General features: G+C 43.7%; 17 protein-coding genes. 5 read left to right on the top strand and 12 right to left on the bottom strand.

From position 1 onward, the window contains the following. Nucleotides 1-65: 65 nt before the first annotated feature. Complete coding sequence (locus CXF65_RS14970) at nucleotides 66-218, bottom strand: hypothetical protein (protein WP_156915594.1); 153 nt, start codon at nucleotides 216-218, stop codon at nucleotides 66-68. A gap of 713 nt (nucleotides 219-931) precedes the next feature. Between CXF65_RS14970 and ftsY the strand changes: the two genes are divergently transcribed. Together ftsY and CXF65_RS13900 are read left to right on the top strand one after the other, a co-directional pair. Next, nucleotides 932-1,987, top strand: coding sequence for a signal recognition particle-docking protein FtsY (gene ftsY / locus CXF65_RS13905; protein WP_374190021.1), 1,056 nt, complete (start codon nucleotides 932-934; stop codon nucleotides 1,985-1,987). A gap of 73 nt (nucleotides 1,988-2,060) precedes the next feature. Then, nucleotides 2,061-2,633 carry a methylated-DNA--[protein]-cysteine S-methyltransferase gene (locus tag CXF65_RS13900; RefSeq protein ID WP_101212651.1) on the top strand — a complete coding sequence of 191 codons (573 nt, stop codon included), beginning with the start codon at nucleotides 2,061-2,063 and terminating at the stop codon, nucleotides 2,631-2,633. 88 nt (nucleotides 2,634-2,721) lie between these two features. Here the strand turns inward: CXF65_RS13900 and CXF65_RS13895 are convergent, their stop codons facing one another. Then, nucleotides 2,722-3,471: a YebC/PmpR family DNA-binding transcriptional regulator gene (locus CXF65_RS13895; RefSeq protein ID WP_025651229.1), complete on the bottom strand. Its 750-nt coding sequence runs from the start codon at nucleotides 3,469-3,471 to the stop codon at nucleotides 2,722-2,724. 359 nt (nucleotides 3,472-3,830) lie between these two features. Between CXF65_RS13895 and CXF65_RS13890 the strand changes: the two genes are divergently transcribed. After that, a complete protein-coding gene (locus tag CXF65_RS13890; protein ID WP_025651228.1) occupies nucleotides 3,831-4,661 on the top strand; it encodes an ion transporter in 831 nt (276 codons plus the stop codon). Between the two features lie 209 nt (nucleotides 4,662-4,870). Here the strand turns inward: CXF65_RS13890 and CXF65_RS13885 are convergent, their stop codons facing one another. Next, nucleotides 4,871-6,172, bottom strand: coding sequence for an ABC1 kinase family protein (locus CXF65_RS13885; protein ID WP_025651227.1), 1,302 nt, complete (start codon nucleotides 6,170-6,172; stop codon nucleotides 4,871-4,873). A gap of 288 nt (nucleotides 6,173-6,460) precedes the next feature. Further along, nucleotides 6,461-6,997, bottom strand: a complete 537-nt coding sequence (gene aroQ / locus CXF65_RS13880) for a type II 3-dehydroquinate dehydratase (protein ID WP_025651226.1) — start codon at nucleotides 6,995-6,997, stop codon at nucleotides 6,461-6,463. A 501-nt stretch (nucleotides 6,998-7,498) separates the two neighbouring features. Here aroQ and CXF65_RS13875 point away from each other — a divergent pair. Together CXF65_RS13875 and CXF65_RS13870 are read left to right on the top strand one after the other, a co-directional pair. After that, entirely contained in the window at nucleotides 7,499-7,714 is a 216-nt protein-coding gene (locus CXF65_RS13875; protein WP_011513806.1) for a cold-shock protein, read from the top strand. Nucleotides 7,715-7,982: 268 nt separating this feature from the next. Continuing rightward, nucleotides 7,983-9,137 (top strand): DEAD/DEAH box helicase, encoded by a 1,155-nt coding sequence (locus CXF65_RS13870; protein WP_101212650.1) that lies wholly within the window; start codon nucleotides 7,983-7,985, stop codon nucleotides 9,135-9,137. 105 nt (nucleotides 9,138-9,242) lie between these two features. On the opposite strand, the gene CXF65_RS13865 is transcribed toward CXF65_RS13870, so the two are convergent. The 8 genes from CXF65_RS13865 to ilvA all read right to left on the bottom strand — a co-directional run bounded on the left by CXF65_RS13865 (nucleotide 9,243) and on the right by ilvA (nucleotide 16,504). Continuing rightward, a complete protein-coding gene (locus CXF65_RS13865; RefSeq protein ID WP_101212648.1) occupies nucleotides 9,243-10,202 on the bottom strand; it encodes a sulfite exporter TauE/SafE family protein in 960 nt (319 codons plus the stop codon). 133 nt (nucleotides 10,203-10,335) lie between these two features. After that, nucleotides 10,336-10,626, bottom strand: a complete 291-nt coding sequence (gene ccoS, locus CXF65_RS13860; RefSeq protein WP_101212647.1) for a cbb3-type cytochrome oxidase assembly protein CcoS — start codon at nucleotides 10,624-10,626, stop codon at nucleotides 10,336-10,338. A gap of 147 nt (nucleotides 10,627-10,773) precedes the next feature. Continuing rightward, nucleotides 10,774-11,571 (bottom strand): YdcF family protein, encoded by a 798-nt coding sequence (locus CXF65_RS13855; protein ID WP_227523281.1) that lies wholly within the window; start codon nucleotides 11,569-11,571, stop codon nucleotides 10,774-10,776. Then, entirely contained in the window at nucleotides 11,537-12,685 is a 1,149-nt protein-coding gene (murB, locus tag CXF65_RS13850; RefSeq protein WP_101212646.1) for a UDP-N-acetylmuramate dehydrogenase, read from the bottom strand. Before murB ends, CXF65_RS13855 begins: the two co-directional genes overlap by 35 nt. 256 nt (nucleotides 12,686-12,941) lie before the next feature. Continuing rightward, nucleotides 12,942-13,439 carry a low molecular weight protein-tyrosine-phosphatase gene (locus CXF65_RS13845; protein ID WP_101212645.1) on the bottom strand — a complete coding sequence of 166 codons (498 nt, stop codon included), beginning with the start codon at nucleotides 13,437-13,439 and terminating at the stop codon, nucleotides 12,942-12,944. Between the two features lie 208 nt (nucleotides 13,440-13,647). Further along, nucleotides 13,648-14,088 carry an RNA-binding S4 domain-containing protein gene (locus tag CXF65_RS13840; protein ID WP_101212644.1) on the bottom strand — a complete coding sequence of 147 codons (441 nt, stop codon included), beginning with the start codon at nucleotides 14,086-14,088 and terminating at the stop codon, nucleotides 13,648-13,650. A gap of 119 nt (nucleotides 14,089-14,207) precedes the next feature. Next, a complete protein-coding gene (locus CXF65_RS13835; protein ID WP_101212642.1) occupies nucleotides 14,208-14,858 on the bottom strand; it encodes an FMN-binding negative transcriptional regulator in 651 nt (216 codons plus the stop codon). Between the two features lie 92 nt (nucleotides 14,859-14,950). Next, the gene (gene ilvA / locus CXF65_RS13830) at nucleotides 14,951-16,504 is read right to left on the bottom strand and encodes a threonine ammonia-lyase, biosynthetic (RefSeq protein WP_101212641.1); all 1,554 of its coding nucleotides are present in this window, start codon (nucleotides 16,502-16,504) and stop codon (nucleotides 14,951-14,953) included. Nucleotides 16,505-16,660: the final 156 nt, after the last annotated feature.

The raw sequence follows: 16,660 nt of genomic DNA, 5'->3' as shown, positions 1-16,660 counted from the left end.
TTCTACTTATATAAAAAGATGGCTGAATGTATGCATGCTAAATATAGTAATCGACAGTGCTGGCGTTACAGCGATTTATGCGCGCCAACCATCACGCTAGCCGTCGGCTTAAACTCTTGCGTGGTGTTACAGCCAGTCGCTGACAGCGCGATGGTGGTTATTAATAGAGCCGCACTGATATTGGCAATTTTTTTATAATAATCTGATAGCGATGACATAGGTGATTCCTAATATGAAGTTATTGAATAAAGCTCGCTAAGAGTAGGCGAAGTTACGCATATTGAAGGTCAGATTTTTGTGTCCAAACCTTAAGCTAAACTTTCTCAACCATTCATCTCATCTAATGAATTCTAGCATTTAACCTCGGTCTAGGATGGTAAAGGCTGAGAGCAACTTGAATTATGCTAAACTAGGCTAAAAATAATCTATCATTTGAATGATAGAAAACGGACGATATACTGACCGATTTTAAAATAAACATCTTACTAATAATGATAACTTTTAGGGCAAGCTTATGAATAACCCAAACAATAGCAATCGTGTGGTCATTAACCTTGAAGGTGGTCTTGATGATTTAGATGACGATGATATTACCTTACCCAGCCTACCGGTGCAATCTATGCCCATCGTTGATGAGGATATCGTACCAACCAAACCGTTAGATGATGCTGGGATGACCGATAAGCATCATGACAATGCGGCAAATAATGACAATGCAGTGAATAATGATAAGGCCACAGAGCAAGAAACGACGACAAACAAAGACGTCTCAAGCGCCCATGCTGCTGAGAGTATCGCTTTAGCCACGCCGATTGTCATGACAGAGGAGCATAACGTACCTAAAAGTTCCTCTGAAAGTTTTTCGCGTGCCAAGGAAACACAAGCTAACAGCAAGACTAATACGGCTTCAACCATTTCAACCATTCCAACCATGCCATTACAAGAGCAATTGGGAGATACAGCAAGCGTAAGCCCAGAAACTAATAAAGTACAACAAGCAGAAAAGCCGTCGCCATTGCCAGAAGACTCACAAGAACAGCAGGATAATAAGAAAAAAGGCAGCTGGTTTAACCGTATGAAAACGGGGCTGAGTAAATCACGGAAGAACTTAGCCGAAGGGATGGTCAGTATCCTGATCGGTGGCAAAGAGATCGATGATGAGCTGTTAGAAGAAGTCGAAGATCAGCTATTGGTCGCCGATATCGGTGTCAACGCGACCAACCGTATCATCAAAAGTCTCACTGAGCAGACAGACCGTGGTGACTTAATTTATGCCCATTCATTGTATAAAGCGTTGCAAACGGAACTGGTTGATATCTTAACGCCAAAAGTCGCGCCACTGGTGATTGATACCAGCAAAAAACCCTTTGTAATTTTAGTAGTGGGCGTCAATGGGGTCGGTAAAACGACGACGATTGGTAAACTTGCCAAGCGCTTACAAGGCGAGGGCAAATCTGTCATGCTCGCAGCTGGTGATACATTCCGTGCTGCCGCAACCGAGCAGCTACAAATCTGGGGTGAGCGCAATAATATTCCAGTCGTGGCGCAGGGTCATGGCTCTGATAGTGCCTCTGTGATCTTTGATGCCATGCAATCTGCCAAAGCAAAAAATATCGATGTACTGATCGCCGATACTGCTGGACGTTTGCAAAACAAAACGCATCTCATGGCGGAGCTAGAAAAAGTTGTACGCGTCATGCGTAAAGCTGATCCAAGCGCACCGCACGAAGGCATGATTGTTCTCGATGCTGGCACGGGTCAAAATGCGATCAATCAAGTAGAACTCTTTAACAAAGTCGTCCCATTAACGGGTATTACGATTACTAAGTTAGATGGAACGGCCAAAGGTGGCGTGGTCTTTAATATTGCCGAAACCACAGACGTGCCGATTCGTTATATTGGCGTTGGTGAGTCGATTGATGACTTACGCGCTTTTAGTCCAAAGCAGTTTGTCGCAGCCTTGTTCGAAACCGACGATAAAGAGTAGTACTCGATAGTTTGTTTGAGTCGATGGTCAATGATAGAGCCTTAAAAACGTAATGATTTAACAGGGGAAAACCATGATAGTCACCGAAGCAGCTTTTGGATCTAACCAGTTAACGTTAATTGCCAGCGTCAATGAGCATAGCAGCCCTAAACTGGTTGAAGTCAACTGGCAGCAGACGGGTGACGCTTGGCATAGCTCAAAATCCATTCCCAAACTTAAAAAGCACTATGGCCTTGTTGATAAGAGCTTTACGTTTATCAATGAGGATAAGCTAAGCGAAAATGAACCGGCTCAAGCGCTACTATTAGAGACTATAAAGCAGTTGGATGAGTACTTTAAGGGTGAGCGTCAAGCGTTTGACTTAGCATTAGATCTGTCTTTGGGCACGCCATTTCAGCAACGAGTATGGCGGGCATTACAAAACATCGATCATGGCGCAACTATCAGCTATGCAACGCTGGCACGAAATGTGGATAATCCCAAAGGCTTTCGCGCGGTGGCCAATGCCAATGGTAGGAATCCTTTTAGCATCATCGTTCCTTGTCATCGCGTCATTGCTAGCGATGGTAAGCTTGGTGGTTATACGGGTGGGCTGGATAAGAAAGAATATTTGTTAGCGCTTGAAGGGGTCACTTGCAAGGCTTAGTCTAAAATAAGTGCTTATCACTCGTCACTAAAAAAAGGCCAAACATTAAAAAACGTTTGGCCTTTTTATTTGATATTCTCAACCCGAACTATTGCTCAAGTTGCGCCATTACCTCATCTGAGAAGTTCACATTGCTATAAACTTCTTGCACGTCATCGATGTCTTCTAGCATATCAATCATCTTCATGACTTTTTCGGCATCATCCACATTGTCTATCTCAGCAGTAGTTGACGGCGACATGGTTACTTCCGCGTTGTCAGAGACCAGACCTGCAGCATTAAGCGCATCTTTGACTTGACCGAAAGTTTCCCATTCGGTAATGACCAGCAAGCTGTCGCCATCATTTTCGATATCAAGCGCACCAGCATCTAGAGCGACCAACATTACTTCGTCTTCTAAGCTTGTGTCATTGAAGGTGATTTCACCGCGCTTAGTAAAGAGATAAGCCACTGAGCCAGAGGTGCCAAGATTACCGTCATTCTTAGTAAAGGCATGGCGTACTTCGCTGACGGTTCGGTTAAGGTTATCAGTCATGGTTTCGACTAATACTGCCACACCGCCAACGCCATAGCCTTCATAGCTCACTTCATCCATATTGTCATTGTCATCGCCACCCGTACCGCGAGCTACTGCACGATTGATAGTGTCCCTAGTCATATTGACTGACAATGCTTTTTCGATAACAGCACGTAAGCGTGGGTTTTTATCAGGGTCAGGGTCGCCTTGCTTGGCAGCTGAGACAATTTCACGAATAATCTTGGTAAATACTTTGCCTTTTACCGCATCTTGACGCGCTTTACGGTGTTTAATATTTGCCCATTTTGAATGGCCTGCCATATGACATCCTTAAAGTTTTACGTGGTTTTTATGGTGTGAATAAAAAGACTATGAATGATAATATTTGATACTTCGTAAGCGGTTTTTATTATATGATTGAGCTGTTTTTTGAGGTAATTGACTTACCTGCAAGTTAACGATTTGTATGTCGTTAGCAGTGCTTTTTTGCTACACTATTATTTTTTGCGTTATGGCTGCCTATATCGTCACTTATCGAACCTTGATAATAACTATTGATAGTCATAAGGTGTGGGATATTATAAACCACTTTTACGCGTTTTGACCAATCTTAGCTTGTCCATGCTAGCCTAAATCGTTCGGTTTTTTTAAACCATTGATCTTGTGACTCTATTGACTCTATGAAGCAACCAACTAACGAAGCTATTACTCACCTGCGTAACCGCATTCATATTATTATCGAAGGCACAGATACCCGCATGGGTAAGCTGTTCGATGTTGTATTGTTGATAGCCATTTTGGCCAGTGTTGGGGTGGTAATGCTGGACAGCGTGCTATATATGCGTTTGCAATATGGCACGCTGTTTTTTTATGCAGAATGGTTTTTTACGATTTTATTTACCATTGAGTATGCATTGCGCTGGTTTTCAGCGCCCAACCGCTTTCGTTATGCCTTTAGCTTTTTTGGGGTAGTGGATCTACTATCCGTATTACCCAGTTACTTAAGTTTATTGTTTGTAGGCGTGCAGTATCTGTTGGTTATACGTGTTTTGCGTATTTTACGTATCTTTCGCGTACTCAAGCTCAAAGCTTACATGCAACAAGCAGGTTTTTTGGCCTCGGCACTCAAAACCAGCCAGCAAAAAATTACGGTATTTTTCTTATCGCTGGTATTATTGGTTACGATTTTCGGCTCGATTATCTACGTGGTAGAGGGGCCTGAAAATGGCTTTACGAGTATTCCACTGTCTATCTATTGGGCGGTTGTTACGATGACTACGGTAGGGTATGGCGATATGTCACCTAAAACTCCGTTGGGTCAAGCGATTGCGAGTATGGTCATGATTACGGGTTATTCAATCATTGCGGTACCAACGGGCATTTTTACTTCTGAGCTTGCTCGAAATATGCGTCCACAGCTTAACCCCATTACGTGTCCAAACTGCGGAAAATTTGGTCATGCCGTGAGTGCTGTTTTTTGCGACCGCTGCGGCCATGCACTGCATGTGTAATGTTCACTAGTCTTTATTTTTCTATGTAGGCTAGAGGCTAGGGCGTGTCCTCAATTCAACCGATAGCAATCTAAATGGGCTAAAAATGGTTAAATCTTGCCAAACATCGTCAAATAGCTAGGTAATACATCGATATTATCTGCACTATTTTCCTTGTTTGACGGCAATTTACCTCATTTGTATCACCATTTTTAAAATGAGGACACGCCCTAGTTGGTTATATACTCAGCGACCAGTGGTGACAGGTCTATTTCAACACCCAAATTGACTAGGTTCCAATATTGTCCTGACACGGTACGATCTAGCATCATCGTCGTGGCTGAAGGTTGAAATTGCCCGAAGTATTTTAATGAGGTGCGCATTTGGCTGATGGCTTCATGATGAACTTGACTGCTGCCAAAATCAAAAGCCCCTTCTTGATAAGGTGCAATGGATAGCGGCTTCATACCAATAGCCAGCCACTTTTCATAGAATTCACCCGGCACATTTTTATCATCCTCACGGCGAATATCAAGAGCGATTAAGTCTTGCTCTAGTGCGGTCACATCACCTTTGACGGCATGCTGCGCGAAGCGGCGAAACAATTGAACCTCACTATGACTATAGCTGCGAATACCGCCAAAATCATAGGCTACGACACTGCCATCATGACGAAACGCAAAATTACCGGGATGGGGGTCACAGTGCATCCGGTATAAGCCAAACAGTTGACCTGCAGTAAAGTGAAACAGTCGTTTGGCGATTTTCTGTTTGATCTCATTATTCCACGTCGCGGCGACGGTCAGCGTCTCTCCAATCTCCTCAGTCAATGTCAAAACCCGTCTGGTAGAGTGGCTGTTAATGACTTTGGGGATAATAAGTCCTTGGTCATCAGTATGAAAAGCACCGAATACCTGTAGGTTGTGAGCTTCTTTGACATAGTCCAACTCATCATGCAGGCTTTGACGAATCTCGTTAAAGAGCTGCTCCTGCAATTGTTTGCTCATATTCAAGACGCCAGCGATTTTTAGCGCCATGCGCACTTGTTTGAGGTCACTATCACAGTTTTCATCGACATCGGGGTACTGTACTTTGACCACGACTTTTTGCCCAGAGGGTAGAATAGCCCTGTGTACTTGTCCAATGGAAGCGGCGGCAAAGGGTGTTTCTTCAAACATCGTAAACAGTTGATCGACAGGAGCTTTGAGCTCACGTTCTATTTGTGCCCGTATCTGCGCATAAGGCATGGGCGGTGCATCTTTTTGCAACTTTTCTAAAGCGGTCGCAACCTCAGGTGGAAATACGTCCTTATATTGTGAGGCAATTTGTCCCACTTTCATCACCGCGCCCTTCATTTCACCAAGCGTTTCGGCTATTTGAATACCCACGTCTTGCATCAATTCTGAGCGTGCCTGCAGACGTTTTTCTTCGTCACTTGATAGGTGCCTTAATGAGTTTTTAGCGGCTTTGCCGGCAATACTCGCTGTCATGCCAGCCAGTTTCATAAAGCGTTTTCCGGACGATTTTGCCATTCATATCACCATGTAGAGGTTTATTTACCAAACCGTAATTTTATTATTTTAAGCAAGTAATTGCTGTTTGACTAGTGTGCTAAAGATAAGGTTGTCTTGCGCGAATGAGTTTTTTCTTTCTGTATGACTTTCTCAATATATTTTAGCATCAGCCTAAAAGGACAGGGCTATTTTTTGCTGATTCTTTGATAAAAAGAGACGCTTAGAATGACTAAACTTACTATTTTTATCTTTGAATCGCCTAAAAAACAGTCTCTGTCAGTGCCATGATCGAATGTTCAACACGCCCTAATCATTTAGGTTTATCTTATAGGTATTAGCTAGCCAATAATCTAAAGCCATCTGATAACCTCTATGTCCTAAGCCACAAATGACACCGACTGCAATATCACTAAAGTAAGAATGCTGCCGGAAAGCTTCGCGAGCGTGTACATTAGACAAGTGCACCTCGATAAATGGCTTTTGCGTGGCCGATAACGCATCACGGATTGCGACCGAGGTGTGAGTGAACGCTGCAGGATTGATAATGATGGCATCTACTTGCGCTGCTGACTCTGCTAAAAGCCCATAGTGTTGAATCTCATCGACCAGCTTGCCTTCATGGTTTGACTGTATGCAAATCAGCTCAACACCGTAGTTTGCCGCGCGCTCAATGAGGCCCTGCTCAATATCTGCCAGCGTCGTATGGCCATAAATCTCCGGCTCACGCTTGCCCAGTAAATTGAGATTGACGCCATTAATCAATAATAATCTTTGGGTCAAGGTTGTTTTTACTGATTGGTCAACGTGTGCTACTGGCGCTGCTGATTGAGAAGGGGTGGTCATAATGCTCTCTATCGCTATTGAAGGCTACGGATGATTGATGCGTTACTGCTAAATAAGTAGGGTTAATACAGAAAAAGCTGTGCCATAAAACCCCTCTTATCGCATTATGATAACAGCTTGTCAGCAAGGTTATAAAAAAATTACATCAAAAATCAAGCTAAGTTTTAAAAACCGTGTTAAAAGTCTTTATGTTGCTAAAAACCCGTGCTATGATATTTTTTAAGCAATCTATATTGCGAATTTGTTACTACTACCATTATAAGTTTTTATAATGAAGCATCTAACATAAACGATGATGAGTACAAAAGCTATTTTGGTATGAGTAAAAGGTATAGCAAAACAGTACATTCAACATAGTTAAGATAAGCATTCATCTTGTCTGTCTATACGAATGTATGTTGCGTCATAGCGTTTAATTCTGATTTCTCAATCTTAGACCCCGTTTATATGCAATGTTGCAAAGGAATTTGGGGCTAAGTGACTTTTTTAGGAAGTAATATTATGTCAGCTCGTGAGCAAGGTATCGTTAAGTGGTTTAATGACTCAAAAGGCTTTGGTTTCATTCAACGTGATAGCGGAGAAGATATTTTTGTCCATTTCCGCGCGATCCAAGGTGATGGTTATCGCTCTCTAAAAGATGGCGAAAAGGTTGAGTTCAGCGTGGTCGAAGGCGACAAAGGTCTTCAAGCTGAAGAAGTCAGAAAAGTAGAAGAATAGTCGATACAGTCATTAGCACAGTTTAGTTATAATGTCTGGATAAACTACTGATATACTACCGAGTCAAGCCCGTCTTATCTTACCTATGTTGATTTTCATTCAGCATGATTGGTGAGAGTAGGCGTTGTGCTTGGCTTTTTTTATGCTTATCAATGTACAACTTTTAGAGGCGTACTTATATTGGTAGCGATATACAGCTAGGCTGAGTCTTGGCATAAGCCTATCATTGATTGAAAAATACAAGCGATTCATACAAAAGGATGATTTTTTGAGTAATTTTACAGCGTTTACTGATTTACCACTCTCTGCACTGACCTTGCGCGCGGTAAGTGATTTAGGTTTTACTGAACTGACGCCTATCCAAGCACAAATATTACCGCATACCTTGGCAAATCAAGACGCTATCGGACAGGCACAAACTGGCACCGGTAAGACGGCAACGTTTTTGTTGACCATTATGGAGGCATTACTCAAGCGTCCTTTTACCAGTGATGAAGAGCGCTATCTAGGTGAGCCGCGCGCAGTGGTTATGGCACCAACCCGCGAGCTTGCACAGCAAATATTTGATGATTGTATCGCTTTGACCAAATACACCTCGCTACACAGCGTTTGTATTATGGGTGGCACCAATTATGAGACCCAGCAGCATGAGCTTGAGCGTCAAGATGTCGATATTTTAGTAGCGACGCCCGGTCGTCTAATTGATCTTGCCAATAAGGGCATGGTCTATCTGGATCGAGTAGAAGTGCTGGTGCTAGATGAAGCAGATCGCATGCTGGATATGGGTTTTATTCCGGATATCAAGCGCTTGGTTGGTCGGATGCCTTCGAACACCGATCGCCAAAGCTTGTTATTCTCAGCCACTTTTAACCAAGATGTGATGAACTTGGCCTATCGTTGGTTACATGAGCCGCAATTTGTTGAAATTGAGCCTGAGCATAAAACCAGTGAGTTGGTCGATCAGCACTTTTATTTATTGACAGAAGATCAAAAACTAGCGGCATTGCAGCGTATTATTAGTGATAGCGCTGTCGATAAAGTGATTGTCTTTGCCAATCGCAAAGATCAAGTCAAGCGTCTATATCATAAGCTTCGTCAGGGACATAAAATTGTGATGTTGTCAGGCGATGTCATTCAGCAAAAACGCGAAAAATACTTACAGCGTTTTAAAGATGGTCACGCTTCTATCTTGGTTGCCACCGATGTCGCAGGGCGCGGTATTCATGTCGATGATATCAGCCACGTGGTCAATTATACCTTGCCTGATCAGCCAGATGATTATGTACACCGCATTGGTCGTACGGGACGCGCTGGACAGACTGGTATCAGTATTAGCTTCGTTAGTGAAGATGATGCTTTTAACATCCCTGCGTTAGAGAAGCATTTAGATACTAAGTTTACGCTTGAGCAATGGCAGGAATAAGTGGTCTGCTTAATAATTTCGGATGTATAGAAAAGACCTTAACATCGTGATTGATGTTAAGGGCTTCTTTTGATTAGGGCATCACAATGCCAAGCGCTTTAATTTTTATTCAGCATTTTCTATCATAGTATCCTGATTGTTTTCCATGTTTGCTTCACTACTCGTATTGCTCATATCATGCATACTGTGATCCATTGTGTCAGTCGTAGCAAGTGTCATCTCATGATTCATTTGACTCATATCATGATGGCCATGGGTATCTGTATTTGTATCAGTAGTCGTCGCAGAATGGCTGCCATGATCCATCGTTCCATCCATGGTCATATCCATCATCTGTGAATCATTCATCTGCATATGATCGCCATGCATAGTGGACATATCATGCCCACCATGCATATTTGCCATCACTAATGGGACGACAATGATCGCCATACCTGACACGACCATCAGTGCTCCATTCATCTGACGTAGACGAAAGCGTCCAATCTTGTCGCGTAGCCAGCCAACGGTCTCGTGCGTGGCAACCAGCATCGGCACTGTACCCAGGCCAAAGACGAACATTAATGCCGCGCCGCTTAATGGGTTGTGGGCAACCACTGCAATCAGTAGAGCGCCATAAACCAAACCACAAGGCAAAAATCCCCACAATAGACCCGCTGACAATGCTCGTGGAAAAGTGTTTAAAGGAAAAACTTTTTGACGAAGGGGACTGAGATACTGCCAAAAACGCATGCCATAGCGCTCAAGCTTGCTCAAAAATGGCGCACCAAGCATGGTCACACCAACAAACACCAATACCAAACCTAATAAGATACGCGGCATATTATTGCCTCGCATCAAGGGTTCTAAAACAGTCGTACCAATCAAACCTGCGACTAAACCCAACAGCGCATAGCTGCTAAGACGCCCTAAATGGTAAGTTACCACAAGGGCGCGGCGTTTAGCGGGACTAATGTCTTTCATCGATAGACCAAACGCTGTCACCAGACCCCCGCACATACCCAAGCAATGTGGTGAACCAAAAAATCCCATTAGTAATGCCGCAACAAGTAAGGCGGTGGTCATGGGGCAATTCTCCTAAAAATGGCAAAAGGCGCGCCTACTTTTATAATTGGTCTTTAATATAGCGGGTCAGCAATATAGTTTGATTACTGACAAAAAAATCAACAGTAGGGCGCACAGGTAAGATGATTTAAAGCTATGGTTTGAGGTTGTCATCGATATCATTATCGAAGGGATTTTCCCCATTCGCTAATTTGTCATTATTAGCAGTATCCGTCGCGACGGTAAGGTTAATCTGTGTACTTGCAGCTGATTGCTCGTGAGCCTGCATGGTTTGCCGACGTTCTTGACGATCATCTAATATAATACGCTGTGAAGCGTTGTCTAAATCTTCAAATTGGTTTGATTTAACCGCATAACGTACTGCCCAAATGGCAACCACAAACAGCATGAGACTTAATGGAATTAATAAAAATATACTGAGCATGGCAAATCTCTTTTATAGCAGTTTCTGACGTTATTATACACTTGTCATCAGGGTGATGGACGACTTGCAGAGTTGAAAGTAATATAGTAGATGATTGGAAAAGGAGCAGGTACAGAGGTTAATGGTGGCGAAAACTCATTACCAACGTTATTGCACAGGCGTTTTTGTTGCATTTCCTCTGGGGGTCAATAGCTGCTGTGAAGTGACATCATTGGCATTGCGACAGTCCATCTGTGGACGTATCACATCACGCAAATAGGCGGCGACTTCATAGACGGCGCGCCGTGAGTGGCTCAAGTTTTGTGCTGGTTTCATCCAATCACGCCTGACGGGCAATGGCGCATCAATAGGCGTGCTATTGATACCATTTAAAGCAAATTGTCTACGCGCCCGTGCCATATGGTAGCTGTCGGTAATAAGATACACGTGATGTAGCGGAATGCGCTTAGCGGTAAAGCGGGCATTTTCGCAGGTATTCATGCTAGCATTTTCGCTTATCAATCCATCAATGCCATGCTCGATGAGCCATTGACCGAGCCACGGCGCTTCGGCACCGCTGAGGACAATAGGCAACGGTAAATCGTGATAAGCGGTGGCAGCAGTACGGGCGCGATTAAGACTGTAGCTATTGAGGATGATTTGGTTATTGTGATCGTTGGTGAGGCCGCCACCTAGCACCACATAAGCAGTAGGCGGAGAACTCTTGGCAGCCGGAGGCATGTTAGGTAATGGCAAAAGCGAAAACATATAAACGATCGCTTGCGAGAATAGCGGGGTGAATAAGCTAATTAGCACTAAAATAACAGACGTTGAGCCGAGCAAAAAGGTGATGTTAATGATGCGAAACAGCTTCACCATACGTTCGGCTGACTGCAAATAATAGCGCCATAAGCGTTTGGATAATAGGCGCTTAGACCACATGCTCATCATACCCAATAGAGCCATCTGCATTTATCCAAACCGGCTCACGCGATAGTTGAATCGCAAATTTTTCATAGACGTGAGCAGCGATGTAGTATTGGGCAGTTGCTACGTCATCTTGGGTTGCTTGATAAGGGCTATGATTGGTCAGTACCAGCGCCTGCTGCTGATGGGTAACAATAGGGGCAATACCACCCCCTTTTAAGCCAGCTTGTTCAATCAACCAACCAGCGGCAACTTTCACCGTTGCATCAGGCATTGGGTAGCCAACGATAGTAGGATAGATTTCTTTAAGAGTGGCGAATTGTGCTTGCGGAATAATTGGGTTTTGAAAAAAACTGCCACAATTCGGTAGCTGTTTAGGATCAGGGAGTTTTTGCTGACGAATATCGATAATTGCTTGCATGACATCGGCAGGGGTAGGCTGTAGGCGATTTTTCTGCTCAGCATAGCGCTGCGCTACTGTCTGTACATCACCGTAACTGGCAAGAATTTTACTCGCATCGGTATGCAATCTAAATCCCACACGGCTGATCAACCATGTATTGAGTGCGCGCTTAAAAATACTATCGCGATAGCCAAACTGGCAGTCTGCCAGCGATAGACGATGCCACGTTTGAGTTGGCAAATGATAAGCACGAACGTATTGCAAACAGTCTTCTAACTGGACACCGTAAGCACCGATGTTTTGTACAGGTGCGGCGCCGGTCAGACCCGGTATCAAGGCTAGATTCTCTAGTCCATACCAGCCTTGGTCAACGCTATAAACCACTAAGTCATGCCAGTTCTCACCCGCCATCACTTCAATATCGACATAATTCTCTGTTTGCGCCGTCATCGTGATGCCACGCATCTGTGGCTGTAATACCGTCGCCTCTAACTGCGCTGGCAACAACACATTGCTGCCGCCAGACAGTACAAACAATGATGGCTTACGCTCAGGATTATTGGCATAGCTTGCCATAAAACTGTCTAGCTGAGCTTCATTTGTTAGGGTCACGACAGAGTCAGCGACACATGCCAATGCCATGGTATTACCATGCGACAAATCGACCGACTTAGCATTAAGTAAGCTAAGCGGTAAATCAGTCGACATAGTCTGTTGAGCGCTAGAATCAAGGCGAACAGCTGAGGTCATAACATAGCCTATATGGCAAATATAAAAAATTATGCGATGTTTAGGGTCTATTGAACATTCAAATATCAGCCTTTCAGGGCAGGGCTATTTTTTGCCAATACATGGCGAAATTATCTAACCTAGAATGACTAGGCGTCAAAAATTTCACTGCGTATTGTCTAAAAAATAGCCACTGCCAGTTCCACATTTGAATGTTCAACAGACCCTATTATAAAGGATGCAGGGTGCAAAAGTAGCATAAATATAGATTGTTTGGCTAGCAAGTCTTCCAGCTTTCAATCCAAGCTTGTGCACTTGACTCGATACGTTCAATCACTTCTTCAAAAGCATCGCTATCGCCTTGATAAGGGTCTGGCACGTCATCGCCGCCGTAGGTTGGATCTTCTTCACTGAATAATGCCAACTTCGCTAAATGGTCATCTGTAACCGCTAAGCTATCCTTGATAGCTTGTAGATCAGCTAAATTCTGCGTGTCCATCGCCAGTATCAAGTCAAAATTACGAAAGTCGTCTGCACTCACTTGGCGAGCGACCAGTTTATTGATTTTATAACCATGGGCTTTTGCATGGCGCTGCGCTCGCTCATCAGGGGCATGACCAATATGCCAGTCGCCAGTGCCTGCTGAGTCTACTTTAATTGACAAGCCTGCGATCGCCGCCTGCTGACGAAAAACTTCCTCGGCAGTCGGTGAACGGCAAATATTTCCTAAACAAACCAATAATACAGACGATGGGGTACAAGTTTTCATCAGCATAATATGACCTTTTCTTACAGCAAAAAAAACATGCCATAAAAAACCAGCATGGGTAATGCGGTTTATGAGCATGCTATCTAGTAAACTAATAAGGGATCAGCGTAACGCTTAATACCTTGAATGGCAAGGGCAGAAGCTAAACAACAGGGTCACGCCAGTGATTATTGCTCAGCTGCTCAGCTTTTAGATATAGAATGATTTGTTAACATTAGTCTTGGTTGCTTTTAAAGCGTTGTAAATCGCGGCGCTCTTTTTTATTGGGCTTGTTATCAGGGCGGGCAAGGTTGGCAAGTTTGCGCTGCTCGGCATAATAAGCGCGGCGCTCTTCACTTTCCTCGGTCTCTGAATATAACACTTGCGCGGCAGTCGCATTACCACGTTGTGCTGTTAATGCTTCGACGACGATGGTTTTTTCGGTCATGGCAGTGGCTGAGCCTTGGCGAATACTCAATTCATCTCCGACGGCAATCTCTTTGCTGGTCTTGACTCGGCTACCAGCATAATGCACCCGTCCGCTTTCGATGGCTTCTTTGGCAAGGGTACGGGTGCGATAAAAACGCGCGGCCCATAACCATTTATCGAGACGCATACGCACAGCATCGGGCTGGCTATGGCTGGGTTGATTGTGGTTTTTATTGTGTTTACTCATCAAAACCTCATAGATATCAATAAACTAAGATAATAATGGTGCTTTTTTTAGATATTAAAAGAGTGATGAGTGATTAAAGTTTTTCAAAATGGGGTTTTATGGTGAATAAGTAAAAAAAATTAGCCTTCATTTTGATTTGTAACTTTAACAGCCATTTCTTTAGCGTCATTTTTATGTAAATGCTCTAAGCCATTTATCACCCCTGTGATGTTTTCTACAGTTTTATTTTGGCTTAGTTTAAATTGGGCTTGTATCGAATCAATAGACAATCTAAAGCCAATAATACCGCGGCACATGGCATCGATATAAGTAGCTGGTGCGTCATCTAACGACCAAGGATTATTGTTTATTACTTCTTGCTGCGCCGTCATGGTAGCTAATATCCATTTAAGGGTATCAGTGTCTTCAAGCAGCTCAATTTTAGATTGAATATGGACGCTTTGATAGTTCCATGTCGGCACTTCTTTATGAGTTTTAGCTTTGCTAGGGTACCAGTTAGGGCTAATGTAGTGTCCAGAATCTTGAAAGATAATTAACCATGAGCTGTCTGCTAAAGCCTGTTGGTAAATAGGATTTTTGCGACCAAAATGACCGTAAAGATAGCCGTATTGAGAATTGATGTTTGCATCATCTTTATACCAAAATAACGGTATATGACAGGCTTCCATACCATCATTAGTTTGGGCAATCAAAGTTGCTAACGGATTAACGGCGATAAATTTAATAATATTGTCAAAATTGTCTTCGGCAAAAACAGTAGGGATATGCATCGCGTTCTCAATATTAGTAAGCGGCCAATCCTAGTGGGGTAGGCCGCTTAAAATATGTTGTCATCATTATGGTTAAAAAACCATTTTTGAGATTACTTTAAAAATAATTGATAACCGACATTGTCAGTGATGGAAGTACAATCATAGCCAATATCAAGTAAGGCATCTTGCAGTAAACGTGAGTTGCTTTCAGAGGCTTGTAGACCCACTAACACGCGTCCTTCAGCAGCGCCATGGTTGCGATAATGGAACAAGGTAATATTAAAGTCGTCACCCAGTTTTTCTAAGAAGGTCAATAACGCACCCGGACGCTCAGGAAAGGTAACTTTTAATAATTGCTCATTTTCGACATGGGCATGACCACCAATCAAATGACGGATATGCGATTTAGCAATGTCATCATCAGTCAAGTCATGCGCCGTATAACCATCTGCTGCCAATTGATCACTGATCGTTTGACGCTCTTTATCGCCTTCTTTTAGGGCGATTCCGACGAATATGGCTGCAGGCTCCATCGAGTCTGGTGATTTTTTGCTATCGGCACGGTAGTTAAACTCGGTGATATTACGACCATGTAGGCTACGGCAGAAGTTTAAGAATGCCCCAGTCTGCTCAGGAATTGTCACGCCAAAGATGGCTTCTTTTTTCTCACCTATCTCAGTACGCTCAGCGATATAGCGCAGACGGTCAAAGTTCATATTGGCACCGCAGATGATGCTTACGCAGTTTTTGCCTTGTAGATTATGAGCTTCGATATATTTTTTCATGCCCGCAACGGGTAACGCGCCAGCAGGCTCAACGATGCTACGGTTTTCTTCAAAGATGTCTTTGACCGCCGCACAGACTTCATCATTGGTACAAGTGACAACGTCAGGCTCGACCAAAGGCCCTGAGTTATCGCTTTTTTGCATACGGACGATATCAAAAGGCAATTCACCAATTTGCGCGACTGCCACACCATCGACGAACAGTCCTACTTGCTCAAGTTTTACGCGTTCGCCAGTCTCTAACGCCGCTTTTAGGCAGGCCGATTGTTCTGCTTCTACAGCGATGACTTTAACGTGCGGGGCAACTTCACCTAGGAAGGCTGCGACACCTGAGACCAAACCACCACCACCAACGGCAACGAAAACATAATCCATGTTGCGCCACTGCTGGGTTAGCTCAAGTCCAATAGTGCCTTGTCCAGCGATAACCAATTCATCATCGTAAGGAGGAATGAAGGTTAAGCCTTCACGCTCAGCACGATCAATCGCATAGCGGTTGGCTTGATCGAAGCTATCACCATGCAGATCAACGTTGCCACCAAGCGCTCTGACGGCATCTACCTTGATATCAGGGGTAGTGGTTGGCATAACGATGATATTATTAAGCGATAACTTGCGTGCCGAGTAAGCCACGCCTTGCGCATGGTTACCTGCCGACGCACAAATCACGCCGCGCGCTTTTTGTTCATCGCTCAATTGGCTGATGCGGTTATAAGCACCGCGCAATTTAAAGGATTTGACTGGTTGCAGGTCTTCGCGTTTAAATCGAATATCATTAGCAAAACGTTGGGTCAGCTTGGGTGCCGCTTCAAGTGGCGTTTGAATAGCAACGTCATAGACAGTGGCTTGTAAGATGGCGCGTACCCAATGTGACAGCATAATGATCCCTAAAAAATGAATATAAAAACGAAATAGATTAGCCTATGCTGATTTTGATTATCATGCAAGGCCCTATTGCAGTTTTTATAGCAGTTTTACTGCACTGATGGTTTTTAAGTAAAAAAACAGCCTTCTTATAGGGTAGTGAATTCAAAA

This window comes from Psychrobacter sp. Sarcosine-3u-12 (assembly GCF_002836005.1).
GTDB classification, from domain to species: domain Bacteria; phylum Pseudomonadota; class Gammaproteobacteria; order Pseudomonadales; family Moraxellaceae; genus Psychrobacter; species Psychrobacter okhotskensis.
The sequence above is the reverse complement of the archived record's forward strand: the minus strand, read 5'-3'. Positions and strand labels throughout refer to the sequence as shown.